The organism is Sulfuritortus calidifontis, from assembly GCF_003967275.1.
Taxonomy (GTDB): Bacteria; Pseudomonadota; Gammaproteobacteria; order Burkholderiales; family Thiobacillaceae; genus Sulfuritortus; species Sulfuritortus calidifontis.
This window is the reverse complement of the sequence record NZ_AP018721.1, coordinates 1,824,994-1,851,485: the sequence shown is the minus strand read 5'-3', so window position 1 is coordinate 1,851,485 and position 26,492 is coordinate 1,824,994. Positions and strand designations below refer to the sequence as shown.

21 protein-coding genes are annotated in these 26,492 nt (G+C 66.9%); 12 read left to right on the top strand and 9 right to left on the bottom strand.

The window, feature by feature from the left end:
- Positions 1-13 precede the first annotated feature (13 nt).
- Genes mutY through EL388_RS09460 form a run of 3 tightly spaced genes read left to right on the top strand, consistent with a single transcriptional unit; the run spans position 14 to position 4,635 of the window.
- Entirely contained in the window at positions 14-1,075 is a 1,062-nt protein-coding gene (gene mutY / locus EL388_RS09470) for an A/G-specific adenine glycosylase (RefSeq protein ID WP_126462898.1), read from the top strand.
- The gene (locus EL388_RS09465; RefSeq protein ID WP_126462895.1) at positions 1,053-2,033 is read left to right on the top strand and encodes a magnesium transporter; all 981 of its coding nucleotides are present in this window, start codon (positions 1,053-1,055) and stop codon (positions 2,031-2,033) included. Before mutY ends, EL388_RS09465 begins: the two co-directional genes overlap by 23 nt.
- Positions 2,017-4,635, top strand: coding sequence for a cation-translocating P-type ATPase (locus tag EL388_RS09460; protein ID WP_126462892.1), 2,619 nt, complete (start codon positions 2,017-2,019; stop codon positions 4,633-4,635). The genes EL388_RS09465 and EL388_RS09460 overlap by 17 nt, the downstream gene beginning before the upstream one ends.
- Positions 4,636-5,433: 798 nt before the next feature.
- On the opposite strand, the gene EL388_RS09455 is transcribed toward EL388_RS09460, so the two are convergent.
- The 3 genes from EL388_RS09455 to EL388_RS09445 all read right to left on the bottom strand — a co-directional run bounded on the left by EL388_RS09455 (position 5,434) and on the right by EL388_RS09445 (position 8,412).
- Complete coding sequence (locus EL388_RS09455; protein ID WP_126462889.1) at positions 5,434-7,341, bottom strand: lytic transglycosylase domain-containing protein; 1,908 nt, start codon at positions 7,339-7,341, stop codon at positions 5,434-5,436.
- A 99-nt stretch (positions 7,342-7,440) separates the two neighbouring features.
- Entirely contained in the window at positions 7,441-7,959 is a 519-nt protein-coding gene (locus tag EL388_RS09450; RefSeq protein WP_126462886.1) for a glycine zipper 2TM domain-containing protein, read from the bottom strand.
- A gap of 30 nt (positions 7,960-7,989) precedes the next feature.
- A complete protein-coding gene (locus EL388_RS09445) occupies positions 7,990-8,412 on the bottom strand; it encodes a DUF3106 domain-containing protein (RefSeq protein ID WP_126462883.1) in 423 nt (140 codons plus the stop codon).
- A gap of 161 nt (positions 8,413-8,573) precedes the next feature.
- Here EL388_RS09445 and EL388_RS09440 point away from each other — a divergent pair, with 161 nt between their 5' ends.
- The 9 genes from EL388_RS09440 to gloA all read left to right on the top strand — a co-directional run bounded on the left by EL388_RS09440 (position 8,574) and on the right by gloA (position 17,527).
- Positions 8,574-9,278, top strand: a complete 705-nt coding sequence (locus EL388_RS09440; protein WP_126462881.1) for a response regulator — start codon at positions 8,574-8,576, stop codon at positions 9,276-9,278.
- Complete coding sequence (locus tag EL388_RS09435; RefSeq protein ID WP_126462878.1) at positions 9,275-10,573, top strand: ATP-binding protein; 1,299 nt, start codon at positions 9,275-9,277, stop codon at positions 10,571-10,573. Before EL388_RS09440 ends, EL388_RS09435 begins: the two co-directional genes overlap by 4 nt.
- A 52-nt stretch (positions 10,574-10,625) precedes the next feature.
- Positions 10,626-11,543 carry a glycine--tRNA ligase subunit alpha gene (gene glyQ / locus EL388_RS09430; protein ID WP_126462875.1) on the top strand — a complete coding sequence of 306 codons (918 nt, stop codon included), beginning with the start codon at positions 10,626-10,628 and terminating at the stop codon, positions 11,541-11,543.
- Positions 11,540-13,645: a glycine--tRNA ligase subunit beta gene (gene glyS / locus EL388_RS09425; RefSeq protein ID WP_126462872.1), complete on the top strand. Its 2,106-nt coding sequence runs from the start codon at positions 11,540-11,542 to the stop codon at positions 13,643-13,645. Before glyQ ends, glyS begins: the two co-directional genes overlap by 4 nt.
- A 15-nt stretch (positions 13,646-13,660) precedes the next feature.
- On the top strand, positions 13,661-14,857 hold the full coding sequence (locus EL388_RS09420; protein ID WP_126462867.1) for a GGDEF domain-containing protein: 1,197 nt from the start codon (positions 13,661-13,663) through the stop codon (positions 14,855-14,857).
- A 52-nt stretch (positions 14,858-14,909) separates the two neighbouring features.
- On the top strand, positions 14,910-15,443 hold the full coding sequence (gene gmhB / locus EL388_RS09415; protein WP_126462864.1) for a D-glycero-beta-D-manno-heptose 1,7-bisphosphate 7-phosphatase: 534 nt from the start codon (positions 14,910-14,912) through the stop codon (positions 15,441-15,443).
- Between the two features lie 257 nt (positions 15,444-15,700).
- Complete coding sequence (locus EL388_RS09410) at positions 15,701-16,414, top strand: lysophospholipid acyltransferase family protein (protein WP_126462861.1); 714 nt, start codon at positions 15,701-15,703, stop codon at positions 16,412-16,414.
- The gene (locus tag EL388_RS09405) at positions 16,404-17,123 is read left to right on the top strand and encodes a M48 family metallopeptidase (protein WP_126462858.1); all 720 of its coding nucleotides are present in this window, start codon (positions 16,404-16,406) and stop codon (positions 17,121-17,123) included. Before EL388_RS09410 ends, EL388_RS09405 begins: the two co-directional genes overlap by 11 nt.
- An 11-nt stretch (positions 17,124-17,134) precedes the next feature.
- A complete protein-coding gene (gloA, locus tag EL388_RS09400; RefSeq protein ID WP_126462855.1) occupies positions 17,135-17,527 on the top strand; it encodes a lactoylglutathione lyase in 393 nt (130 codons plus the stop codon).
- Between the two features lie 7 nt (positions 17,528-17,534).
- Here the strand turns inward: gloA and EL388_RS09395 are convergent, their stop codons facing one another.
- The 6 genes from EL388_RS09395 to EL388_RS09370 form a co-directional block, all read right to left on the bottom strand.
- Positions 17,535-19,850 carry a hybrid sensor histidine kinase/response regulator gene (locus EL388_RS09395; RefSeq protein WP_165919113.1) on the bottom strand — a complete coding sequence of 772 codons (2,316 nt, stop codon included), beginning with the start codon at positions 19,848-19,850 and terminating at the stop codon, positions 17,535-17,537.
- A 4-nt stretch (positions 19,851-19,854) separates the two neighbouring features.
- Complete coding sequence (locus tag EL388_RS09390) at positions 19,855-21,159, bottom strand: cyclic di-GMP phosphodiesterase (protein WP_126462849.1); 1,305 nt, start codon at positions 21,157-21,159, stop codon at positions 19,855-19,857.
- Positions 21,160-21,236: 77 nt separating this feature from the next.
- A complete protein-coding gene (gene rsmA / locus EL388_RS09385; RefSeq protein WP_126462846.1) occupies positions 21,237-22,016 on the bottom strand; it encodes a 16S rRNA (adenine(1518)-N(6)/adenine(1519)-N(6))-dimethyltransferase RsmA in 780 nt (259 codons plus the stop codon).
- Positions 22,013-23,002 carry a 4-hydroxythreonine-4-phosphate dehydrogenase PdxA gene (pdxA, locus tag EL388_RS09380; protein WP_232019097.1) on the bottom strand — a complete coding sequence of 330 codons (990 nt, stop codon included), beginning with the start codon at positions 23,000-23,002 and terminating at the stop codon, positions 22,013-22,015. The genes rsmA and pdxA overlap by 4 nt, the downstream gene beginning before the upstream one ends.
- Before the next feature lies 1 nt (position 23,003).
- Positions 23,004-24,311 (bottom strand): peptidylprolyl isomerase, encoded by a 1,308-nt coding sequence (locus EL388_RS09375; protein ID WP_197721772.1) that lies wholly within the window; start codon positions 24,309-24,311, stop codon positions 23,004-23,006.
- Positions 24,292-26,466 carry an LPS-assembly protein LptD gene (locus tag EL388_RS09370; RefSeq protein ID WP_165919114.1) on the bottom strand — a complete coding sequence of 725 codons (2,175 nt, stop codon included), beginning with the start codon at positions 26,464-26,466 and terminating at the stop codon, positions 24,292-24,294. Before EL388_RS09370 ends, EL388_RS09375 begins: the two co-directional genes overlap by 20 nt.
- Between the last annotated feature and the right edge of the window lie 26 nt (positions 26,467-26,492).

Below are 26,492 nucleotides of genomic sequence, written 5' to 3'. Positions count from 1 at the left end.
GCATATTGGTTTGATGGATAAACCCTTCGCCTCCCGCCTCATCGCCTGGCAACGCCGATATGGCCGCCACGACCTGCCCTGGCAGCAAAGCCGCGACCCCTATGCCATCTGGCTGTCCGAGATCATGTTGCAGCAGACCCAGGTCGAGACGGTGATCCCCTATTACCGGCGCTTCCTCGATCGCCTGCCCGACATCGCGGCCCTGGCGGCCGCCTCGGAAGACGCCGTGCTCGCGCTCTGGAGCGGCCTCGGCTATTACAGCCGGGCGCGCCACCTGCACCGGGCGGCCAAGATCATCGTGCAGGATTTCGGCGGCGTGTTCCCCCGCGAGTTTGACCGGATCATGTGCCTGCCGGGCATCGGCCGGTCCACCGCGGCGGCGATCGCCGCCTTCGCTTTCGGCGAGCGGCGCGCCATCCTCGACGGCAATGTGAAGCGGGTGGTCTGCCGGCTGTTCGGGGTGGAAGGCTGGCCGGGCGAAAAGGCCGTGGAGGGCCGCCTGTGGACCCTGGCCGAAGATCTGTTACCTGAGCGCGAGATCGATGTCTACACCCAGGGGCTGATGGACCTGGGCGCCACCCTGTGCCGGCGCAGCCGGCCCGATTGCGCGGCCTGTCCCTTCAGCGACGACTGCGTGGCCAAGCGCGAGGGCCGCCAGGGCGAGCTGCCCGCCGCCCGGCCGCGCAGGGCGCTGCCCGAGCGGCACACGGCCATGCTGCTCTGTTTGCACGCCGGCGAGATCCTGCTGGAGAAGCGGCCGCCCAGCGGTATCTGGGGCGGGCTTTGGAGCCTGCCCGAATGCCCGGTCGAGGCCGACCCCGCCGCCTGCGCGCACAGCCTTGGCCTGCAGGTCCGGCCCCTGTCGCCGCTGCCCAGACTCACCCATACCTTCAGCCATTTCCGCCTGCACATTCGGCCCCAGCCGCTCCAGGTCGCCCGGCGGCCGGCTAGGATGAATGAACCGGGCCGTTTATGGCTGCCCCTGGCCGAGGCGCGCGAGGCGGCGCTACCCACCCCGGTGCGCAAGCTGATCGAACAATTGGAGACGGCCGGTGACGCAAGCCAGACATCATAAGGAAGACGCGGCCCAACACCTGACCGCGGCGGTGCAGCGGGCAGGGCCTGACCACAGCATCGGCCAGGTGCGCAGCGATCTGGCCGGGCGCGAGCTGGACGACACCGAGATCGTCTGCATCGTCGACGACAACGACAAGCTGCTGGGCGTGTTGAGCTTCGCCGAGCTGTTCCGGCTGCCGGCGGAGACGACGATGCGCGAGGTCATGCGCACCAGCCCCGCCGTGCTGGCGAGCGAAGACCAGGAAAAGGTCGCCTCCATCGCCCTGCACTTCGGCCTGAACAGCGTGCCCGTGGTCGACAACGGGCGGCACCTGCTCGGCGTGGTGCCGGCCAAGGCGCTGCTGCACATCCTGCGCCACGAGCACGTCGAGGACATCCAGCGCCTGGCCGGCATCCGGCGCGAGACCAACATCGCCCGCCGGGCGCTGGACACGCCGCCGATGCGGCGCGCGCGCGACCGTCTGCCCTGGCTCATCGTCGGCCTGATCGGCAGCATGCTGGCCACCTTCGTCATGAGCCGGTTCGAGGCCGCGCTCAACGAGAAGCTGGCCCTGGCCTTCTTCGTGCCCGGCCTGGTCTATCTGGCCGATGCCATCGGCACCCAGACCGAGGCGGTGGCGGTGCGCGGCATCTCGCTGTCGCACATCGGCATCACCCGCCTGCTGGCGGGCGAACTGCGCACCGGCCTGATCATCGGCCTGGTTCTCGGCGGCCTGACCTTTCCCGCGGTCTGGCTGGTGTTCGGCGAAGCGCGTCTCGCCCTTGCCGTCGCCTCCTCCCTGTTTGTCGCCGGCGGTCTGGCCACCACCATCGGTCTGGTGCTGCCCTGGCTGTTGACCAAGTTCAAGCGCGATCCGGCCTTCGGCAGCGGTCCGCTCGCCACGGTGATCCAGGACGTGCTGACATTGCTGACCTATTTCGCCATCGTCAGTCTGATGTATGGCCCCGGCGCCTGATCCCGGCGAGACGCCGCTCTGGCATGGTTCCAGCGTCGAGGCGACGGCCGAGGCCCTGCAAAGCGACAGCCGGCGCGGTCTGACTTCGGCCGAAGCGGCGCGGCGCCTGCGCCGTCACGGCCCGAACCGGCTGCCGGAGCCCGTCCGGCGCGGACCGTGGCGCCTGCTGCTGGGCCAGTTCAGCGATTTCATGATCCTGGTGCTGATCGCGGCCGCGGTCGTTTCCGGCCTGGCCGGCGAGCCGGTCGATGCACTCGCCATCCTGGTCATCGTCCTGCTCAACGCCCTGATCGGCTTTGTCCAGGAATATCGCGCGGAGCGCGCCATGGCGGCATTGAAGCGGATGGCGGCGCCGCAGGCCTCGGTCATTCGCGATGGCCGGGACCTCGTGCTCGATGCGAGTGAACTGGTGCCGGGCGATCTGGTGCGGCTGGAGGCCGGCAACGTGGTACCGGCCGATCTGCGCCTGAGCGAGGTGGCCGCCTTGCGTTGCGAGGAGGCGGCGCTGACCGGCGAATCGCATCCGGTCGACAAGTCGTCGGCGGCCTTGCCCGGGGCGGCCGCCCTGGCCGAGCGCGCCAACATGGCCTACAAGGGCACCCAGGTCAGCCACGGCCGGGGTTTGGGTCTGGTGGTGGCGACCGGCACGGCCACCGAGCTGGGACGTATCGCCGCCTTGCTCTCGGGCGGCGAGCCGCTCACCCCGCTGCAAAAGCGTCTGGCCGACTTCGGCCGGCGCCTGGCCTGGGGCGTGCTTGGCCTGTGCGCCATGTTGTTCGCCGCGGGCGTCGCGCGCGGCGGCGACATCACCCTGATGTTCCTGACTGCCGTGAGTCTGGCCGTGGCCGCCATCCCGGAGGCCCTGCCGGCCGTGGTCACGATTTCCCTCGCGCTCGGTGCCCGGCGCATGGTGCGACAGCAGGCCCTGATCCGCCGGCTGCCCGCGGTGGAGACCCTGGGCTCGGTCACCTACATCTGCGCCGACAAGACCGGCACCCTCACCCAGAACAGGATGCAGGTGGCCCGGACCTGGCGCCCGGCCGCCGATGCCGAGTCGTTCTATCGGGCGCTTGCGCTCAACAACGATTGCCGCTTCGGCGCCGATGGCAGGGTGCAAGGGGATGCCACCGAGCTGGCGCTGTATCAGGCGGCGCTGGCGCAGGGTCAGGACAAGCGCCGGCTCGACCACGACCTGCCGCGCGTGGCCGAGCTGCCGTTCGACGCGGTGCGCAAGCGCATGAGCACGGCGCATCGTTTTCCCCAAACCAACCCTCCCCCGCTTGCGGGGGAGGGCGAGGGAGGGGGATTTCTCGTGTTGGTAAAAGGCGCACCGGAAACCCTGCTGCCGCTCTGCCGCAGCCTGCCGACCGACGCCCAGGCCGTGCTCGAGGAGATGGCCGCGGCCGGCCTGCGGGTCATGGCCTTTGCCTGGCGGCGGCTGGAGACGCTGCCGGCGGCGCTCGATGCGGTCGAGTTGGAGCGCGATCTCGACTTCCTCGGCTTCGCCGGCTTGCAGGATCCGCCGCGACCCGAGGCCCGGCAGGCCGTGCTCGACTGTCGCAGTGCTGGCATCACGCCGGTGATGATCACCGGCGATCATCCGGCCACCGCCCAAGCCATCGCCCGCGAGCTGGGCATCCTCGACGGCGATGGCGAAGTGATCACCGGACCGGAACTGGCGCGGCTCGATGCGGCCGAGTTCGAGCGCAGGGTGGCAGACATCCGGGTCTACGCCCGGGTCGACCCCGAGCAGAAGCTCCGCATCGTCCAGGCCCTGCAGGAGCGGGGCGAATTCGTCGCCATGACCGGCGACGGGGTGAACGATGCGCCGGCGCTGAAAGCGGCCGACATCGGCGTGGCCATGGGCAGGATCGGCACCGATGTCGCGCGCGAGGCGGCCAGCCTGGTCCTGCTCGACGACAACTTCGCCACCATCGTCGCCGCGGTCAAACAGGGCCGGCGCATCTACGACAACATCCGCAAGTTCGTGAAATACACCATGACCAGCAACTCGGGCGAGATCTGGACCCTCTTCCTCGCCCCCTTCATCGGCCTGCCCATTCCTTTGCTGCCCATCCACATCCTCTGGATCAATCTGGTCACCGACGGCCTGCCGGGGCTCGCGCTCGCCGCCGAACCGGCCGAGCGCGGCATCATGCGGCGGCCGCCACGTCATCCCAAGGAAAGCATCTTCGCCCATGGCCTCTGGCTGCATATCCTGTGGGTCGGCCTGCTCATGGGCGGGGTCTGTCTCTTCACCCAGGCCTGGGCCATCGCCCACGGCAGCCCGAACTGGCAGGCCATGGTCTTCACTGTGCTGACCCTGTCGCAGATGGGCCACGTGCTGGCCATCCGCTCCGAGCGCGACAGCTTCTTCCGCCAGGGGCCGCTGTCGAACCGGCCGCTGCTGGCCGCCGTGCTGCTCACCTTCGCTTTGCAGATGGCGGCGCTCTACCTGCCCGTTCTCAACCCGATCTTCAAGACCGCGCCGCTCAGTGCGGCCGAGCTGGGCTTCTGTCTGGTCTTGTCGAGCGTGTTGTTCTTCGGTGTGGAGTTGGAGAAGTGGGGGATTCGGCGGGGGTGGGTTTACCGGGATCGGTAGTGATCTTGGGCTGGGTAACGACTGATTAATTGGTACAGTGGGTTCACTTGGGCTAGTAGGCCGGGGCCGCCCGGCAGCGGGTTACTTTTGGCTACGGCATCACGCCCGCTTTGCGGGCATGAGCCTTCGCCGCAACTTCGTTGTCTTGCTCGACCAAGAAAGCCGAAGGCTTCAGCGCAGACTTACAGGCGAAGCATGTTAGTCGGAGCTAAAAGTAACCAAAAGAAGGTCGCCCCGCTTCCGCCGAAACCCCGGCGCCGCTGGCGTCATGCAGGCGGCGAAAGAACTCGCTTCGCTCAGACAGCTTTCGCCGGCCTTTGGCTACCCTACATGACGCCAGCGTCACCGGCGGCGTCAGAGGGGATTGGCAAGTCAAATAATGCGCTGAATTCCCGCAAGCGGGAATGTTTTTTTTAGAGAGAGTCGGCGCCTTGCGCCAACTCTCTGGGTTTGGTTTTTAGGTTTGTTTTTTCGGCCCTCTCTGAGCCGCCGATCTTGAGCCAAATGATTGGGGGCAGTCGGCGAGTACTGTCTGAGCCCGAAGGGCGAGTTACGCAGCCGCCCAATCATTTGGTTCAAGAGCGGGAAGCCGAAGGCCGGCGAAGCGGGGCGTGCTTTAGTTCCGGCATAACGCCCGCATGCGCGGGCATTAGCCTTCACTGAAACCTCGTTTTCTTTGGCTACTTTCTTTGCACGAGCAAAGAAAGTATGCCCGCTGCCGGGCGGCCCCGGCCAACGGCCTCATGTGAACCTGCATCACGGCTTAGAAAACCAACTGGATCGAGCACCCCACCCGAATCACTCCGGCTGCGGCGCCGCCTCGTCGACGATAGGCGCATTCGACCGCGGCGGAATGGTACCCAGCCGTGCCTTCAGGCTGTTGTTGGGGTTGCCGAAGCGCTGGCTGTAGAACACGGCATTGGCCATGACCTTGCGCACGTAGTCGCGGGTTTCCAGGATCGGGATGTTGTCGACGTAGATGGCGCCCTCCAGCGGTTTCTCCGCCTGCCATTTGCGCGCCCGGCCGGGGCCGGCGTTGTAGCCGGCCGAGGCAAGCACGGCCGACTCGCTAAGTGAGGCATAGATGCGCTTGAGGTAATAGGTGCCGTATTTGATGTTGGTCTCGGGTTCCTTCACCTCGCTCGGCGCCTTGTGCTTGTTGAGGCCGAGTTGGCCGGCGATCCAGCGGGCGGTGGCCGGCATGATCTGCATCAGGCCGATGGCACCGACGCCGGAACGGGCGTAGTCCATGAAGCGCGATTCCTGGCGCATCAGGCCGTAGACCCAGGCCGGGTCGAGGTCGTTGCGTTTGGCGTAGGCCTCGGCGAGGTCGCGGTAGGGCGTCATGTAGCGCAGGTCGAAGTTGTGGATGTCGCGGGTCTTTTCGGCGGTGAGGATGGCGCGGTCGTACCACTTCTCGCGCCGGGCCAGTTCGGCCGCCGCCAGCAGTTGGGGGTCGCTCAAGCCGCGCAGGGCCCAGTCCCATTCCGCCACGGCGTCGATGTTGAGATCGAGTTTGCGCAGGAGCAGGGCGCGCTTGAGGCCGGTGCGGGCCTCGGCCTCGGCCAGTTCGTCCGGCGTCAGGTTGTGATCGGTCGGCCGGGCCTCCAGGCGGGCGGGCAGTTCCTCGGCGGCGAGCAGGCCGTAATAGTGGAATTCGCTCGACAGCCGGGCGAACAGGGCGTTGGCGGTGGCGGTGGCGTTGAGCGCCTTGAGCGCCCGCGCCTTCCAGTAGCGCCAGGTCGGCTCGGCCTGGCTGGCCTCGGGCAGGCCGTTGATGCCATAGAGCACGTCGAGCCAGCGGCCGGCGCGCAGGGCGGCGCGGATCTTCCAGGCCCGTTGTTCCTCGCTCAGGCGTTCGCCGGCCCGGCCATACCACTCCATGGCGCGGGGCTCATGCTGACGCGCCGCGGCCATGGCGATGACGCCCCAGCCATAGCTGCGCTCGCCTTCCGGATAGGCCTCCTGCTCGGCCTCCCACAGTTGGGCGGCAGCGGCCGGGTCTTTCTTGGCGACCTGGGCCAGGGCGTACAGCGCGGCCTCGCGTTGGGCGCGGCGGTTGGAATCGGCCCGGACCAGCGCTTCGGGGGCCTTTTGCGCTCGGTTCAGGGCATCGGCCTGCATGCGCTGGTCTTCCGGCAACTGGCTGTCCAGCTCGCGGGCCAGGCGCAGGTTGTTGGCCTCGAGCGCGTGGCGCATGCGGGTGTAGCGGTCCTCCTCGGTGAGCGCGCTGCGGGCGAACAGTTGGGCGAACAGCGGGTCGCAGGCGCTGGGCAGGTCGCGCGCGGCGCGGTAGAAGTCGGCGCCTTCCTTCTCGGCGCTGGGTTCGCCCAGGGCCAGGCGGGCGCGCAGGCCCAGGCACTGGGTCTCGGCATTGCCCTTCACCAGAAGCCCGGTCTGTTGCAGCACGCTGCGCCAATCGCCGGTCTCGCCCAGCTTGTGCAGCAGCTCCTGGCGCATGCGGTCGGCCAGCGGCGTGTCCGGGTGCTGCTGGATGAAGGCCTGCATGGCCTCGATCGAGGGATTGTTGCTCTTGAGTTGCCAGTAGCGCAGATAGGGCGCGAGCAGGTGGTCCTTGGGAAATTTGTTGGCGATGGCGGTAAAGCGCTCCATGCGGCCCTTGGCATAGGCCTCGCGCGCGGCGACGAAGTCTTTTTCCAGCGAAGCTGCCGCCGGCAGTACCCAGGCCAGCAACAAACAGGTCAAACCGATTTTCTTCAACACGCCCAAAGCATCTCTCTGTCTTTGGGCCGAATGTAACAGCCCGGCCTCTGGTGTGCCAGAGGCCGGGCCGCTTGACGCGGATCAGTCGTCTTCCGGTTCGACCTGGACGCTGACGCGAATCCTGCGGCCGGGGTCGCGGCTGGTGAAGGTGCTGTATTCACGGCCGTGATAGCGGTAGATGATGTCGTAGCCGACCAGGCGCCGGTCCCAGTCGTCCACGCTGCGGCAGCGCTCTTCGTAGACCGGCCGCCGGCTGGTCCGTATCGGGCCGCTGTTGTCGATGTTGTCGCCGACGATGGCGCCGGTGGCGGCGCCGACCGCGGTGGCGATGGTCTTGCCGCTGCCGCCGCCGACCTGGTTGCCCAGGATGCCGCCGGCGATGCCACCGATGACGGCGCCGGCGTAGGAACGCTCGCGGCTGGTCTCATAGCCGACGCGCTCCGACCAGCATTCCTGGCGGGGGGTATTGATCCGCTCGTAGACCGGGGTGCTGGCCACGACCTGGGCGTAGTCGTAATGGCGTTTGTCGGCCAGCGCAGGCGTGGCCGCGATCAGCCCGGCGGCGATGGCCAGGCCCAGGGTTGTTTGCTTGATCGACATGGTGTCCTCCAGTGAATTCAAGTGAATCGATTAGCGTTGCCGGCCGCGGCCGCCGGGGCGATCGGCGCCGGGGTCGGACCAGTCCATGCGCTCGCGCCGGTGTTCGAAGCCCTGGCCGAAGCCGTTGCGGGGTGGCTCCGCCTCCTGCGGGCGCTCGCGTTCCTGCCTGGCCGGTTGCATGCGTTCGATCAGGCGGTTGCGGACCTGCTCGCGCTGCTCGGGCGGGATGTTCTGGACGCGCTCGCGCAATTCGCGGCGAATGGCGGCACGCTCTTCCGGCGAGGTGCGCTCCCAGCGTTCGCGCAGGCGTTCGCGCTGCTCGGGCGTCATCTGGGCCAGCCAGAGCCGGCCTTGCCGGACGCTGTCTTCGCCGTCATGCGGGCGCTCGGCCAGGGCGGGCCCGGCCATGAGGCCGAGGCAGAGCAGCAGTCCAAGTCGGGAAAACGGTTTCATGGCATTTCTCCTGATCCACGCTTCGCAGCTTAGGCCCGAGCCGCGTCCCTGGGCGTTTCCGCGCCCGGGCAATTTGTAACAAGTTGTGACGCGGCCATTTTGGCGGGGTAATGAGGGCCTACCATGCGATCGTCTATCATCCGCAAACAAACAGGCCAGCCATGGAAAATCCGACTCCTATCCTCATCGTCGACGACGACGCCGGCATCCGCGACCTGCTGGCGGATTACCTTGCCCAGCAAGGCTATGCGGTGGCCACCGCGGGCGACGGCAGGCAGATGACCGAGCGCCTGCAGCAGCGGCTGCCCGCCCTGGTGGTGATGGACCTGATGCTGCCGGGCGAGGACGGCCTGTCGCTCACCCGCCAGCTCAAGGCCGCCCACGGCCTGCCGGTGATCATGCTCTCGGCCCGGGGCGAGGACATCGACCGCATCGTCGGCCTCGAGGTGGGGGCGGACGACTATCTGCCCAAGCCGTTCAATCCGCGCGAGCTGCTGGCCCGCATCCGCGCCGTGCTGCGCCGGGGCGAGGCGCAGACCGACAAGGCGCCGCCCGAGCAGGCCGAGTTCGGCCCGTTCCGGCTCGATCTCGCGGCGCAGCGCCTGAGCCGGGACGGCGCGGAGATTCCGCTCACCCAGGCCGAATTCACCCTGCTCAAGATCTTCGTCGAGCACCCCAACCGCGCGCTTTCGCGCGACCAGATCGTGGATTGGCTCAAGGGCTTCGAACGCGACCCCTTCGACCGCTCCATCGACGTGCGGGTGACCCGGCTGCGCAAGAAGATCGAGGACGACCCGGCCAACCCGGTCTACATCCGCACGGTGTGGGGCCAGGGCTATCTGTTTTCGCCGAAGGGCAAGGGTTGAGCTGGATCCCACGCACCCTGTTCGGCCGCACCGCGGCGGCACTGCTTGCCGCCTTCGCCGGGGTGCAGCTGATGGCACTGGCGGTGGTCTGGTTCAGCGTGGTCGAGCCTCTGGCCCGGCGTTCGGCCGAGGACCTGGCCGCGCGCATCGAACTGGCGGCGCAGACCTGGGTGGAGCTGCCGCCGCAGACCCGCGACGACTACGAATTGGAGTTGGCGTTGCGCCACGACCTGGAACTGGGCGCGGTGAATCGGCCGCTGGACACGATGGAGCCAGCCAGCCTCTTCGGTGACCGGCTGGAGGCCGCCTTGCAGCGCCGCACCGGCCAGGCCATCGCGCTCAAGCAGGGGCCGGACCCGGCCTGGTCCTGGGTCGAGCTGCGCCTGGCCGGCAATCTGCTGCGCATCGGTTTTCTCAAAAAGAACTACCAGTTGCAGGCGCCGCTGGCGGCGGCCGGCATCCTCTTCGTCGGCGCCTTGCTCACCGCCCTGGTCGCCCTGCTCATGGTCCGGCGCACCGGCTTGAGGTTGAAGCGTCTGGCGGCCTCGGCCGCCGAGGTCGGCCAGGGCCGGCTGCCGGCGCTGTTGCCGGAAACCGGCGCGGTCGAGTGGCAGGAGCTGACCCGCGCCTTCAACCAAATGGCGGCCGAGGTCCAGGCCTTGCTGGAGAACCGCACCACCTTGCTGGCCGGCATCTCGCACGACCTGCGCACGCCGCTCACCCGCCTGCGCCTGGCCCTGGCCATGGTTGAAGGCGCCGACGCCAAACTCATTGCGCGCATGGAGGGCGACCTGGCCGAGATCAATCGCTTGATCGACGCCATGCTCGGCTTCGCCCGCGCCTTGCAGGTCGAGCCGGCGCAGGCGCTGGATCTGAACGGCGTCCTGGCCGAGCTGGCGCAGGCGGCAAGCGCGCCCGAGCGCGTGCAGTGGCAGCCGGCCGGCCCGTGTGTGGTGCCGGTGGGCGAGCTGGCCCTGCGCCGCATCGTCGGCAATCTCCTGGAAAACGCCTTGCGCTATGGTGCCGATCAGCCCGTGGTCTTGCAGCTCATTTGCGCCGAGCGTGAGGCCGTGATCGAGGTGTGCGATCGCGGCCCCGGCATCCCCGAGGCGGAACGCGCGGCGGTGTTCCGGCCCTTCTACCGCTTGGAGCAATCCCGCAGCCAGGCGGGTGGCGGCAGCGGCCTGGGCCTGGCCATCGCCAGGCAGCTGGCCGATGCCTACGGCTGGCGCATCGAGCTGGCCGGGCGCGAGGGCGGGGGGCTGACGGCCAGGCTGGTCATTCCACGCGGCTGAATCCGGGAATCCTGTAAAATCAACCCGTTTGCCAACCCTTCGGCCGAGTTTCATGCCTTATTTCCAAGACATCATCCTCACCCTGCAGAAATTCTGGGGTGAGCAGGGCTGCGTGGTGCTTCAGCCCTACGACCTCGAGGTCGGCGCCGGCACCAGCCATACCGCCACCTTCCTGCGCGCCATCGGCCCCGAGCCCTGGCGCGCGGCTTATGTCCAGCCTTCGCGCCGGCCCAAGGACGGCCGCTATGGCGAGAACCCCAACCGCCTGCAGCACTACTACCAGTTCCAGGTGGTGTTGAAGCCGGCGCCGGAGAACATCCTGGAGCTGTACCTCGGGTCGCTTGCGGCGCTGGGCTTCGATCTCAAGAGCAACGACGTGCGCTTCGTCGAGGACGATTGGGAAAACCCGACGCTCGGCGCCTGGGGTCTGGGCTGGGAGGTCTGGATGAACGGCATGGAGATCACCCAGTTCACCTATTTCCAGCAGGTCGGCGGCATCGACTGCAAGCCGATCACCGGCGAGATCACCTACGGCCTGGAGCGCCTGGCCATGTACTTGCAGGGCGTGGAGAACGTGTTCGACCTGGACTACGCGCCCGGCGTGAAGTATGGCGACGTCTTCCACCAGAACGAGGTCGAGCAGTCGGCCTACAACTTCGAGCATTCCGACGTGGAATTCCTGCTCACCGCCTTCAATGCCCACGAGCGCCAGGCCAAGCACCTGATGGAGCAGAAGTTGGCGCTGCCCGCCTACGAACAGGTCTTGAAGGCCGGCCACACCTTCAACCTGCTCGACGCCCGCGGCGCCATCTCGGTGACCGAGCGCGCCGCCTACATCGGCCGCATCCGCAATCTGGCGAAGAGCGTTGCCCAGAGCTATCTGGAGTCGCGCGCGCGTCTGGGTTTTCCCATGGCGCCCGGGGCCTGGGCCGACGAAGTGCTGGCGAAGATCGCGGAGAAGGCGGCATGAGCATGAAAAACCTTCTCGTTGAATTGTTCGTGGAAGAACTGCCGCCCAAGGCGCTCGCCAAGCTCGGCGAGGCCTTTGCCGGCGCCTTGTTCGAATCGCTCAGGGCCCAGGGCCTGCTGGCGGCCGACAGCGGGGCGACACCGTATGCCTCGCCCCGCCGGCTGGCCGTGCATGTTTCCAACGTCGCCGCCCAGGCGGCGGACAAGCCGGTGGCGCAGAAGCTGATGCCGGCCAGCGTGGCGCTCGACGCCAATGGCGCGCCGACGCCGGCCCTGCTCAAGAAGCTGGCCGCGCTCGGCCTCGATGCCGCCGTGGTGCCGCGACTCCGGCGCGCCATGGACGGCAAGGCCGAGACCCTGTTCTTCGATACCGTGGTCAAGGGCGCAACCCTCACCGAAGGTCTGCAGAAGGCGCTGGACGCGGCGCTGGCCAAGCTGCCCATCCCGAAGGTGATGAGCTACCAGTTGAGTGACGGCTGGACATCGGTCAACTTCGTGCGCCCCGCCCACGGCCTGGTCGCCCTGCACGGTGCCGAGGTGGTGCCGGTAGCCGTGCTCGGTCTGACGGCCGGCCGCGCCACCCAGGGCCATCGCTTCGAAGCCGCCGCACCGACCCTTTCGATCAGGGACGCCGACAGCTACGAGGCGCAGATGGAGGCCGAAGGCGCGGTGATCCCGAGCTTCGCCAAGCGCCGGGCCGAGATCGCCCGCCAGTTGCAGGCGGCTGCGGCCAAGCTGGGCGGCGGGGTCAAGGCCATCGAGGACGAGGCCCTGCTCGACGAGGTGACCGCCCTGGTCGAGCGGCCCAATGTCCTGCTCGGCCGCTTCGACCAGGAGTTCCTGGCAGTGCCGCAGGAATGCCTGATCCTGACCATGAAGGCGAACCAGAAGTATTTCCCGCTCCTGGATGCCGCGGGCCGGCTGACCAACCAGTTCCTCATCGTCTCCAACATCTCGCCGGCCGATCCCTCGCAGGTGATCGGCGGCAACGAGCGGGTGGTGCGCCCGCGCCTGGCCGACGCCAAGTTCTTCTTCGACCAGGACCGCAAAAAGCCCCTGGTCTCGCGGGTCGAGCGCCTGGGCAACGTGGTCTACCACAACAAGCTCGGCTCGCAGTTGGAGCGGGTGCAGCGGATCAAGAAGCTGGCCGGCGAGATCGCGCGCCAGCTCGGCGCCCAGGCCGAGCTGGCCGAGCGCGCCGCCTGGCTGGCCAAGGCCGATCTGTTGACCGACATGGTCGGTGAGTTCCCCGAGCTGCAGGGCATCATGGGCCGCTACTACGCCCAGCACGACGGCGAGCCGGCCGAGGTGGCCGATGCCATCGAGGCCCACTACAAGCCGAGGTTCGCCGGCGATGCGGTGCCCGAGGGCAACATCGCCCTGGCCGTTTCGCTGGCCGACAAGCTCGACAGCCTGGTCGGCATCTTCGGCATCGGCCTGGCCCCGACCGGCGACAAGGACCCCTTCGCCCTGCGCCGCGCCGCGCTCGGCGTGCTGCGCATCCTGATGGAGCGCGCGCTGCCGCTGGACCTGATGGCCCTGCTGGAGAGCGCGCGCACCCAGTTCGCCAGCGGCCTCATCGCCGACAGCGTGGCGCTCGACGTGTTCCAGTTCATGCTCGATCGCCTGCGCGTCTATCTGCGCGAAGCCTACAGCGCCGACGAGGTGGAGGCGGTGCTGGTGCAGCAGCCCCGGCGCATCGACCATGTGCCGGCCAAGCTGGCTGCGGTGCGCGCCTTCCGCCAGTTGCCCGAGGCCGAGGCCCTGGCCGCGGCCAACAAGCGCATCCAGAACATCCTGAAGAAGGCCGAGGCCCAGGCCGGCAACGTCGAGCTGACTCTGTTGCAGGACGGCGCCGAGCGCAGCCTGTATGAGCAGTGGCTGGCGGTCAAACCCAAGGTCGAGGCGGCCCTGGCCGGGCTCGACTACACCGGGGCGCTCAAGGCGCTGGCCGGGTTGCGCGCCGCGGTGGACCGTTTCTTCGACGAGGTGATGGTCATGGTCGACGAGCCCTTGGTGCGCAGCAACCGGCTCGCCCTGCTGGCCGGCCTGGCCGGCACCATGAACTGCGTGGCCGACATCGGTCAGTTGTCGGGAAAATAAGCCGAGGCGGCGGCCATGGCGAGCGAGCGCGATTACCGCAGCATCTCACCCTGGACCGCTGAGTTCGTCGACCCGGACATCGAGGCGGCCTTCCGGGCCGACATCGAGCCGGCCTGGGCGAGGGCGACCCACCTGGCGCTGATGGTCGCCGCCCTGGTGTTCTTCGTCTTCACCATCACCGATTACCTGAACATGGGGGCGAGCGGCCAGTACGGCATCGTCTTCTTCACCCGCCTGGCGGTCAGCCTGTTCGGCCTGGCCGCCGCCTTCTCCGCCCGGCGCTTCGCCGCCCAGCTGGTCAACGGCATGATCCCCTCGGTGGTGGTATTCACCGCCCTTTGCGCCTTCGTCCTGATCATTCCCTACCGGCCGTTTTCGCCCGGCTGGCATGGTATGAGCATGATGGCCATGCTGCTCGGCGTCTACGTCTTCGTGCCCAACCGCTTCGCCCTCTCCATCGGCATGGGCCTGCTCGGCACGGCCGGTTTTCTCTGGCAGGTGCTCACCCATTTCGACATGGCGGCCAATTTCGTCTTCACCCTGCTGCTGTTGATGGCGGTGATCAACCTGCTGGGCGGCATCACGGTCTATCGCTTCAACAAGATGCTGCGCGAGCAGTTTTGCACCGCCTCGACCCTGCGCGAGGCGAACGAACGGCTGTCGAGCGAGATCTCAGCGCGCCAGCGGCTGGAGGTGGAGTTGCGGGAAATGGCCTTGCGCGACGATCTGACCGGTGCGGCCAATCGCCGGCAGTTCTTCGACCAGGCGGAACGAGAGCTGGTCGGCACTCGCCGGCAGGGCCAGTCGGTCTGTCTGCTACTGCTCGACATCGACCACTTCCGCCAGATCAACGACCGTTACGGCCATGTCCGCAGCGACGAGGTGCTGCGCACCCTGATGCAGACCAGTCGCGGCTGGCTGCAAGGCACGGAATGGCTGGCCAGGGTCGGCGGCGAGGAGTTCGCCGTGTTGCTGCCTGGCGTCGGCCTGAGCGATGCCCTGGAGCGGGCCGAGCGCTTGCGTCAGTTGCTGGAGCAGACGCCGGTCAACCTGGTCGATGCCACTTTGTACTTCACCGTCAGCATCGGCGTGGCCGAGGCTCAGGCCGGTGATTCGCTCGGCATGCTCATGCGCCGGGCCGACAGCGCCTTGCATGCGGCCAAGCAGGCCGGGCGCAACCGGGTGATGAGTTCAGGGCTCGTCACCGCTTGAGGCTTGTCGGCACAGCGATCAAAATAGCCCAAGTTGCAGCCGCATGCCCGCCATGAAACTCGTCATCCTCGACCGCGACGGCGTCATCAATTACGACTCCGACCAGTTCATCAAGAGCCCCGATGAATGGAAGCCCATTCCCGGCAGCCTGGAGGCGATCGCCGCGCTGAACCAGGCCGGCTTCCGGGTGGTGGTGGCTTCCAACCAGTCCGGCATCGGCCGCGGCCTGTTCGACATGGCCACGCTCAACGCCATCCACGCCAAGATGCACAAGCTGACGGCCCTGGCCGGCGGCCGCATCGAGGCCATCTTCTTCTGCCCGCATCCGGCCGATTCCCACTGCGGCTGCCGCAAGCCCAAGATCGGCCTGTTCCAGGAGATCGCCCAGCGCTATCACATCGATCTGAAAGGCGTGCCGGCGATCGGCGATGCCCTGCGCGATATGCAGGCGGCGGCCGAGGCCGGGGCGACGCCGATCCTGGTGCGCACCGGCAAGGGCGGCAAGACCCTGGCCAGCGGCGAGTTGCCGGCCGGGGTACGCATCTTCGACAATCTGGCCGATGCCGTTCAAGCCCTGCTCAAGTAAGAGCCTGTTTCGGTAGGAAACATACTCCGTGTTGAGATCAGGATCGGATGAATGCAAGGCGCGTCGCGCAGTCGATGGTCATTCCATCGACAAGCGGCGCAACCCGAAGGGCCGGCTGCCTGCGGGCGTTTATGCCCTTCAGGGTGCATTGCCGCGTTGCGGGTGGCTCGTGGAGAATGACTACACTTCGCCCCCGCGCCTTGCACTGCAGCCCGCAGGCAACCACGGGGTGTGTTTCCAACGGAAATAGGCTCAATATGATCCTGCTGCGCAGTCTGCTTTTCGCCGCCATCCAGGCGGGTTTCACGGTGTTGTTCGCCCTCGTCATCCTGCTGGCCGCGCCTTTGCCCAGGCTCGCCCGCTACCGGCTCATCGCCCTCTGGGGGCGCTTCGTCATCTGGCTGGCGCGGGTGCTGCTGGGCATCCGCTTTCGGGTCGAAGGGCTGGAACATCTGCCCGCCGGTCCGGCCGTGATCCTGTCCAAGCATCAGTCGGCCTGGGAGACCATCGCCTTCCAGCAGATCTTTCCGCCGCTGTCCTTCGTCCTCAAGCGCAGCCTGCTTTTCATTCCCTTCTTCGGCTGGGGGCTGGCCCTGTTCAGCCCGATCGCGATCGACCGCGCGGCCGGGCGCGAGGCCCTGCGCCAGATCGAGGAACAGGGCCGGCGCCGCCTGGAGCAGGGCTTCTGGGTGCTGATCTTTCCCGAGGGCACCCGGATGCCGCCGGGGCAGACCGGCCGCTACCAGATCGGCGGTGCCTGGCTGGCGGCCAAGGTCGGGGTGCCGGTGGTACCGGTGGCGCACAATGCCGGCGAGGTCTGGCCTAAGAATGCCTTCCTCAAGCGGCCCGGCACCATCACCGTGCGTATCGGCCCGCCGATCGCCACCGAGGGCCGCAAGCCGGCCGAGGTGCTGGCCGAGACCGAGGCCTGGATCGAAGGCCAGATGAAAACCCTGCCCCATGCTGCGTAGCCGCGTCATCCAGCGCGAGACCGAACAGCGCGAACTGCGGTTGGGCGGTGAACTGGTGGCCTACACCCTCAAGCGCAGTTCCGCCCGCCGCACTTTGGCCCTCAAGGTGAGCGAGGCGGGCGAGGTGATCGTGAATGCGCCGTGGCGGATGGCGCTCTGGCGCATCGAGGCCTTCGTCGCCCAGCACGCCGCCTGGCTGCGCGAGCGGCTGCAGGCCGCGCAGCGCCGCGATCCGGCCTGGCACGAGGGCATGGCCTTGCCCTATCTGGGCCAGGTGCGTGCCTTGAGCCTGGCGCCGGATGCGCTGCCCTGTGTCTTTCCCCTGGCCGACCGCATGATCGTCGGTGGCCGCATCGAGGCGGTGCCGCAGGTGGTGACCGAGTGGTACCAGGCCGAGGCCGAGCCCTTGCTGCGCCAGCGTCTGGCCATGCATGTCGAGCGCATCGGTCAGCGCATGCCGCGTTTTCGCATGACCGGCGCCACCAGCCGCTGGGGCAGCCTGTCGCCGACCGGGGTGCTCAGCCTGAACTGGCGCCTGATCAAGGCCAGCCTGGCCGAGATCGACTATGTCATCTGCCATGAGCTGGCCCATATCCGGGTGCCCAATCATTCCCGCGCCTTCTGGCGCGAGGTGGCCGCGCTCTGCCCCGGCTTCGAGCCGGCCAAGGACCGCTTGCGCCGCAATGGCGCGTTCTATTTCCAATTCTGAAAGGGACAACCATGAGGATGCTACATACCATGCTGCGGGTGGGCGACCTGGACCGCTCGCTCGCCTTCTACACCGAGGTGCTGGGGATGAAGCTGTTGCGCCGCAAGGATTATCCCGACGGCAAGTTCACCCTGGCCTTCGTCGGCTATGGCGACGAGGACTCACACAGCGTGCTGGAGCTGACCTACAACTGGGGCGTGGACAAGTACGAGCTGGGCAACGCCTTCGGCCACATCGCCATCGAGGTGGACGATGCCTATCGGGCCTGCGAGGAGGTGACCCGCAAGGGTGGCAAGGTGGTGCGGCCGGCCGGCCCGATGAAACATGGCTCGACGGTGATCGCCTTCGTCGAAGACCCGGACGGCTACAAGATCGAGTTCATCCAGAAGGGCACCCGCGGCTAGGGAAGGCTCAGCGGACGAGGGCGTTGATCGCCTCGTAGAGCTCCTTCTGGTGGATCGGCTTGGCCAGGTAGCCGTCCATGCCTTCCTGCAGACAGCGTTCGCGATCGCTGGATATGATGTTGGCGGTGAGGGCGATGATGGGAATATGGCCGCCGCGTTCATGTTCGAGCTGGCGGATCTTCCGGGTTGCCTCAAGCCCATCCATCTCCGGCATCTGCATGTCCATCAGGATCAGGTCGTGGCCGCCTTGCTGCCAGAGCTCGACCGCCTCCCGCCCGTTGTTGGCCACGCTCACGCTGTGGCCGGCCTTCTTCAGCAGGCTCAGGGCCAGCTTCTGGTTGATCGCATTGTCTTCCGCCAGCAGGATGCGCAGGCAGGTGGGAGGCGATTCGGCGGCGGTGTTGCCAGCAATTACATCTGGCTTGGCGACCGCAAGCTCCAGCGATTCCAGCAGGGCGGCCCGCAGGGCCGAGCAGATCACCGGCTTGATCAAGTGGTGGGCGATCTCGTGGGCGCGGCAGCGGTCGAGGTTGAGTTTGATCTGCGTGGGCGGCAGCATCATCACCGGTGTGACCGAGGCATGCGCCCGAAAATGTTCGGCGAGGGCGAAGCTGTCAAGACGGCCCATCGCGGCATCGATCAGCAGGAAATCATAGGGCCGTCCCGCCTCGCTGGCCTGCTCGGCATCGGCCTCCGCCGCCTGGACATTGGTGTGGGCCTGGGCCTTCATGCCCCAGGAATTGAGCAGGCGGCTGAGGACCTGGCAGACGCTGGGGTTGTCATCGATGATGAGTGCAGACAGCCCAGCCAGGGCCTTGGGCTGTTGTTCGATCAGACCGGGGGCGATGCCCAGCTGCAGGGTGAATTGGAATTGGCTGCCCTGGCCGGGCCGGCTTTCCGCCCAGATGCGGCCTTCCATCATTTCGACCAGCCGGCGGCAGATGCTCAGGCCCAGGCCGGTGCCGCCGTACTTTCGGGTGGTCGAGACATCGGCCTGGCTGAACGAATCGAAGATCGTGTCGAGCTTGTCGGGGCCGATGCCGATGCCGGTGTCGCGCACCGCGAAATGGAGCCTGGCGTGATCGGCATCGCGCCCGAGCAGTTCCACCGACAGGACGACCTCGCCGGCCTCGGTGAACTTCACGGCATTGCCCAGCAGGTTGAGCAGGATCTGGCGCAGCCGGGTCGGGTCGCCGATCAGGCCGTCGGGCACCTCGGGCGAGATGTCCAGGATCAGCTCCAGGCCTTTCTGGTCGCTGCGGAAGGCCAGGGTCTTCATCAGCTCGCCCAGCAGGGTGCGCAGGCGGAAGGGGATATGCTCGATGTCCAGGCGGCCGGCCTCGATCTTGGAGAAGTCGAGGATGTCGTTGATGATGGACAGCAGGGCCTCGGCCGAGCTGTGGGCCATCTCGATGTATTCGCGCTGCTCCGCGCTCAGCTTGGTGTCGAGCGCCAGTTCGGTCATGCCGATGACGCCGTTCATCGGCGTGCGGATCTCGTGGCTCATGACGGCCAGGAAATCGCTCTTCGCCCGGTTGGCCTGCAAGGCCTGGTCGCGGGCGGCGATCAGCTCCTTTTCGAAGCGGACGATGTTGGTGATGTCGTCGAAGCTGCAGACCCGGCCGATGGCCCGGCCGTGCATGTATTGGGGGCCGGACTGATACTTGAGCACGCGTCCGTCGACCAGCTCAATCGTGCCTCCCCGACTGAGGTCGGGATCGTTATAGAGTTCGTCGATCTGGGTCTTGAGTGCGGCCGGATCGGCGACCTGGCGCATGATGTGGGCCAGGATCGCGGCATCGTCCCGGTTCGCGAGCAGGGCGTCGGGGATGCGCCACATGTCGGCGAAGCGGTGGTTCATGTTGACGATGCTGCTGTCCAGGCGGGTGACCAGAATGCCTTCGGCCGCGGATTCGAAGGTCGCCTTGAGCTGCGAGGCGAGCTGATCGGCGGTCTCTTCCATGGCCCGGCGCGTGGTGATGTCGGAGGCGGAGATCACGATGTAGGCTGCGCCGTCGATCTCGACCCAATTGATGTCCTTCTCGACCGGCAGGCTGCTGCCGTCGCGTCGGCGGTATTCGGTCTCGACCAGGCTGGCCGGGGTGAACTGGCCCTGGGCGACGTCTTCCCAGTAGAACTGATCGGCGAGCTGATCCTCGATGGCCTGGATCGGCAGGCCTACCAGCTCCGCTGCCGGATAGCCCAAGGCCAGGCAGGCCCGTTGATTGGCCGCAAGGATGACCAGCCGCCTGGGGTCGACCGCCAGGAGCAGCTCCTTGGAGGCGTCGGTCATGGCACGGGCGATCAGCGCAGCTTGGCTCATAGCGTCACATCGGGTTGGGGCTCGGGCTGGCCTCGTCGAAATAGTAGGTGATGCGCCTGCGCGGGCTGAGGTAGTCGAATATCTCCGGCGGCAGCTGGGCGGGGCGCAGAGTCTTGCTGATGGAGAGTGCAGGCTCGTGTTCCAGGTCGATGAGCAAGGCCTCTTCCTTGGGGATGCTGGCATCGTAGACGACGACCGTGGGTTTGAGCGGTTTGTTGGTGTTGACCGAGGTGACGATGGCCCACATCTCGTTCGACAGGCGGACCACGGTACCCGGCGGGTAGACGCCCATGGTGTGGATGAAGGACTTCAGGATTTCCGCGTCGAACAGGTGACGCTGCTTGGCGAACATCGAGGAGATGGCCTCGTAGGGCGTCAGCGCGTTGAGCGGGTTGACCGGGTTGCACAGGTTGTCGAAGGTGTTGACCACGGCGACCAGCCTGGTCGGCCGGCTGATGGCCTCGCCCGCCAGCCGGTCCGGGTAGCCGCTGCCGTCCATGGTCTCGTGGTGGTGGCGAATGATGTCGATCACCCCCGGTGCCAGCCCCAGTCCACGGCCGATCTCCTCGCCATAGATTGGATGCTGGGCGAGGAAGTTCTGCTCCGGCTTGGTCAGCGGCTGGGTCTTGCGCAGGAGGTTTTCGGGGATCTTGGTCTTGCCGATGTCGTGGAACAACGAGCCCATGCCGACCAGCAGGATCTCCTCGCGGTGCATGGTCATCTCCTTGGCCAGGAGCATGGCCAGGACCGAGACGTTGAGCGAATGGTGGTAGACGTCTTCGCCGGCCACCTTGTCGTTCATGGCGTAGATCGCCACGTCCTTCTCGGTCAGCAGGCTGTCGGCCATCTTGTTGATCAGGGCGGCCGCGCTGGCCACGCATTCCTTGGGCTGGGAGAACAGCGTCTGGTTGATGTATTTGATGGTGTTGACGCTCTCCATCAGCATCTTTTCGCACTTCAGCACCGATTGCCGGTGCTGGCGCAGGCGTTCGACGCGCAGGCGCTTGGCCTCGAGTGCGGCCTGTTCCTCCGCGGTCGGCTGTGCGGTGCTTTCTTGGGGAGATTCTGCTTCTTGGTTTGCCGGAGCGGCAGGCTTGGTGCGCTCCAGCGGGGTGGCGCTGCTTTTCGCCGGATAGTAGCGAATCTGCTTGAGGCCGAGTCGTTTCAGGGTCTGAATCTGGCCCTCGTCGCTGATCTTGAAGGCGTTGGTGATGAAGGGGTGGTCCATCCAGCCGAGGTCGAGACTGATGTAGAGGCCGACCCTGAGCTGGGCGATATCGATGAGTACGGATTCTTCCTGGCTGCTCATTGGAGATGCTGTTCTGCAAATTCGCCCGAATGGCGACAAGACTAACGCATTCTAGCCCAGTCGGACTGCCGGCTGTATTACCTAAGTAATTGACTAATCTTGGCAAACTCGGCAACGGAGAGCGTTTCGCCGCGGCGGCCGGGATCGATGCCGATGGCCTGCAGTTGCTCGGCGCCGATCAGGCCCTTGAGGGTGTTGCGCAGGGTCTTGCGCCGCTGGCCGAAGGCGCGGGCGACCACCTCGGCAAAGGCCTTGGCATCGCGGTAAGGGATGGCCTCGGGCGGCAAGGGGGCGAGCCGGACCACAGCCGAATCGACCTTGGGCGGCGGCCTGAAGGCGCCCGGCGGCACGGTGAACAATTTGGCGACCCGGAAGCGGGCCTGGAGCATGACCGAGAGTCGGCCGTAGTCCGGGGTGTCCGGCTGCGCCGCCATCCGATCGACCACCTCCTTTTGCAGCATGAAGTGCATGTCGCGAATCCGCTCGGCGTACTCGGTCAGATGGAACAGGAGCGGGCTGGAGATGTTGTAGGGCAGATTGCCGACCACGCGCAGGTTGTCGCCCAGGCTGGCGAAATCGAACTTCAGGGCATCGCCTTCGTGCACCGTCAGCCGATCGGGCGGGAACCCGGTGCGCAGGCGGGCGACGAGGTCGCGGTCGAATTCCACGACGTCCAGATGTTTCAGGCGCTCGAGCAGGGGCCGGGTCAGCGCGCCGAGGCCGGGGCCGATCTCGACCATATGGTCGTCCGGCTGGGGGGCGATGGCGGCGACGATCTTGGCCAGCACGCCGGGGTCGTGCAAAAAGTTCTGCCCCAGTGCCTTGCGCGGGCGATGCGCTTGGCTGAAGTCGGTCATGCCTGCATCCGGGTCCGCTGTTCGGCCATCCGCCAGGCCAGCTCGATCGCGGCGCGCAGGCTGCCGTCGTCGATCCGGCCGGTGCCGGCCAGGTCGAGTGCGGTGCCGTGATCGACCGAGGTGCGCACGATGGGCAGGCCGAGGGTGACGTTGATGCCCTCGCCGAAGCTGGCGTGTTTGAGCACCGGCAGACCCTGGTCGTGGTACATGGCGAGCACGGCATCGCTGCCGGCAAGATATTTGCGCTGGAACAGGGTGTCGGCCGGCAGCGGGCCGGTAAGCTGCATGCCTTCGGCGCGCAGCTGCTCGAGCACCGGCCCGATCACCTCGATCTCTTCCCGCCCCAGGTGGCCGCCCTCGCCAGCGTGGGGATTGAGGCCGGCGACCAGGATGCGCGGCCGGGCGATGCCGAAATCCTGCTGCAAAGCGCGATGCAGGATACGCAGGGTCTCGCTCAGCGCCTCGCGCGTGATGGCCGCGGCAACGTCTTTCAGGGGCAGATGGGTGGTGACCAGGGCAACCCGCATGCCCGCCCCGGTCAGCATCATGACCACGCGCGGGGTGTGGGTGAGCTCGGCGAGGAATTCGGTGTGGCCGGTGAATGGCAGGCCGGCATCGTTGATGATGCCTTTGTGCACCGGGCCGGTGACCAGGCCGGCGAATTCGCCGGCAAGGCAACCTGCGCTCGCGCGGCGCAGGCTGGCCAGGACATAGCCGGCGTTGGCCGGGTCGAGTCGGCCGGCCTCGGCAGGCCGGGCCAGGGGCAGGGAGAGCAGGCTGAGCGACGCCGCGCTTTCCGGCGTGTAGTCGGGCAAGGTGCAGGGCAGCTTGAGTTGTCGGGCCCGGTCCTCGAGCAATTCCCGGTTGGCCAGGATGACCAGGGGAATGCCGACGGGCGGCCGCTGGGCCAGGCGAACACAGAGATCGGGCCCGATGCCGGCCGGCTCGCCGGCCGTCAGTACCAGAGGAGGCAGGGCGCCTGGCACTTCACTGGTCGAGCCGGATCTCGACGTAGGCGCTGTCGCGGATCTGGCGCACCCAGCCGTCGAAGGCCTCGTCGCTCTTGCGCTCGCGGATGGCGCGACGGGCATCCAGACGCTTGCGCTCCTGGGTGACATCCTGGTCACGGCGCTCGAGCACCTGGATCAGATGCCAGCCGAAGGGCGACTGGATCGGCTCGGACACCTCGCCCGGCTTCAGGCTGTCCATGACCCGCTCGAACTGGGGCACGGTGTCGCCCGGATTGAGCCAGCCCAGATCGCCGCCCTTGGCGGCGGACAGGTCGTCGGAATGCAGCTTGGCCAGCGCGGCGAAGTCCTGGCCGTTGTCGATCCGCTCTTTCAGTTGGGTCAGGCGGTTTTTCGCGTCCTGGTCGCTGACCACCTCGTTGGTCTTGATCAGGATGTGGCGGGCGTGGGTCTGACGGATGACCAGGGCGGCGTCCTTGCCCCGCAGATCGACCAGCTTGACGATATGAAAGCCGTTCGGGCTGCGCAGCACATCGGAGACCTGGCCCGGCTTCAGGGCCTTGGCCGCGGCGACATAGAGGCTGGGCAGCTGGCCTTCGTTGCGCCAGCCGAGCTGGCCGCCTTCCAACGCGTTTTGCGCATTGGAATAGGCGGCGGAAATCTGGGCGAAATCAGCGCCGGCCTTGAGTTCGGCCAGGGCCTTGTCGGCCTTGGCCTTGAGCGCCTGCAGGCGATCGGGCGAGGCACCCTCCGGCGTGGTGATCAGGATGTGGGCGAGCAGGTATTCGTTCTGCTGGCGGTCCTTCAGCGCCGGATTGGCCAGCAGGTTGTCGATCTCCGCCTCGGTGACGGTGATGCGGTTGTCCACTTCGCGCTCGCGCAGGCGGGCGATGGCGATCTCGGTACGAATCTGCTCGCGGAAGGCCTCGAAGTCGGTTCCGTCCTTCTCCACAGCAGCACGGAAGGTAGCGAGGTCCATGCCGTTTTGCTGGGCGATGCGGCCGATGGCGCGATCGACCTGGGCACCGTCGATCCGGATGTTGGTCTCCTCGGCCCGTTGCAGCAGAGACTGCTCGGTGATCATGCGCTCCAGTATCTGCCTTTCCAGAATGCGCCGGGGCGGCGCCTGGGTGTTCTGCCGTGCCAGTTGGCGCAGGACCTGGTCGATGCGGGCGTTCAGCTCGTGTTCGGTGATGACGGCGTTGTTGACCACGGCGACGATGCGGTCGACGGCGACGGGCTCCTTGGGCGCAGCCAGGGTCGGCAGCCCCTGGAGCAGGGCGGCACCGGCGATTGTGGCCAGGAGCTTACGGCAGGTTGAATTCATCACTCTTTGCATAACCGGGAATGCTCCGTTTCAAGAGTTCCAGCGGGTTGGGGCCAAGCTTGGTCAGCTCGCGCAGTTCCAGCTGGATGAAGAAGGCGTTGCTGGCCTCGGTTTGGGTCAGGGCCAGGCGTTGCATGAGGCCGCGCACCGACCAGCAGCCGGCGTTGTACTCGAAGCCGGCCAAGGCCTCGACGATGCGGTCGTCGCGGAAAGAGTAGTTCATCCGGCCGAGGCCGTACCACTTCGGGGCCAGCGGCCATTGGCCGGAGAGGTCGATCTGGTCGATGCTGCCCTGGGTGAAACGGTAGTCGGCATTGAGCACCCGGCCGGGGCCATCGCGGTAGAAGGCGCCGAGATTGAAGCGGGTGGTTTCATCTTTGTCGGCGTTGTACTGCAGGCCGCTGGCGATGCGCAGCTGTTTGGTCAGCTGGCCCGAGACGACGGCCAGGATGTCGCTGCTGTCGGCGCTGCGCGGCGTCATGCCGGGCAGGACCACGCGCTGGTCACTGAAGTAATAGCGTTGGCCGACGGTGACCTGCAGCCGCTCGATGCCGCTCTGGTTGTCCAGGAAACGTGAGGTGAGGGCCAGGGTGACCTGGTCGGCATCGTTGATGCGGTCGATACCGGCGAACTGGTTCTCGCTGAACAGGGTGTAGAGGCTGGCATCGCGCAGGCCGGTGTCGAACACTGGCAGCCGCGACTGGTTGCGATAGGGGATGCGGACGTAATACAGCCGTGGCTCCAGGGTCTGGATGAAGCTGTTGCCGGCAAAGTCCCAATCGCGTTCCAGTTGCAACCCGGCATCGAGGCTGAAGATGGGCAGGCTGCGGGTGCGTTCCAGTTCGCCGCTCGGATTGCGCTCCAGCTCGTACCGGGTCAGGTGCAGGCCGAGCTTGGGCGTGACGTAGGCGTAGCTGGTCTGGAAGGGCAGGCTGACGCTGGGGTAGGCGTATGCCCGGTCGCCCTCGGCGTGGCTGTTCAGCGAGTGCGTGAAGCGGACATATTCGCCGTTGAAGCTGACGTCGACCGGATAGCCGCCGGGCTGCTGCCGGGCCGCATTCAGGGTGATCTGCGGCAGGCGGTGGAAGAGCGGGGCGGTGTTCAGGGTCTGGAAGGTCTGCGCCCGGCCGGTGGCGTTCCACCAGCCGCCGTTGTAGGTCAGGCTGCCTTCCTGGACCAGGTTGACCTGGGAGGTCTGGTTCACCGAGCCGCCGAGATCGGTGAAGTAGCTGTCATCGGATACCCGGGAGATATTCAGATTGCCAGACCAGCGAGAGTTGAATTGCTGGCTGTGCCGGATCCGGCCGAAGAAACGATCGCGTTCGGCGACCTCGTCATTGGCCAGATAGTCGAGGTTGATCTCGCCGTTGTAGCCCCGTTGCAGATAGCGGTATTCGGTGCCCAGCTGCAGGCCGCGCTTCGACATGTAGTGCGGGGTGATGGTGGCGTCCCGGTTGGGCGCGATGTTCCAGTACCAAGGGGCGGCGAATTCGAAGCCGCGCTTGTCCGAGGTGCCGAACGAGGGGGTGAGGAAGCCGGTCTTGCGCTTGTCGTCCAGCGCGAAGTCCATCCAGGGCGTATAGAGGATGGGCGTGCCCAAGTATTCCACCCTGACGTTGCGCGCCGTGCCCACGCTTTCGATGTAGTCGAGCTTGAGGTCCTCGGTGCGCAATACCCAGTCCTCGTTGCCGACCGGGCAGCTGGTGTAGGTGGCGGTGCTGAGCTGATAGAGATCTTCGCCCTCGAACCGGAGCACGGCGGCATCGCCGCGCGAGTATTGGCCCTTCTCGCCCTGGCTCTCGAAGCGCATAGGGCGCAGCTCGCCCAGGTGGGTGGCCAGCTGCAGTTGCAGCTCGTTGCCCTCGACCCGGGTGCGGGCGCGGGTGAGCACCACGTTGCCTTTGGCATGCAGCTGGTCGTCGGGCTGGTTGTAGCGCATCCAGTCGGCGGCCAGGCTTTCGTCGCGGCGGCGCAGCACCACCTTGCCTTCGGCCTCGACATACTGGTCTTCCACCCCGGAGATGCGCTCGGCGTCGATGAAGACCGGCAGCGGTTCCTGGCTGCCGGCCTGGCCGCGGGGCACGGGCAGCAGGGATTTCGTCGTCTTCAGGATCAGGCCGGGTTCGGCGGCATGCACCCCGCAGCTGATTGCCACCAGGGAAACTGGTAGGAGCATAAGGC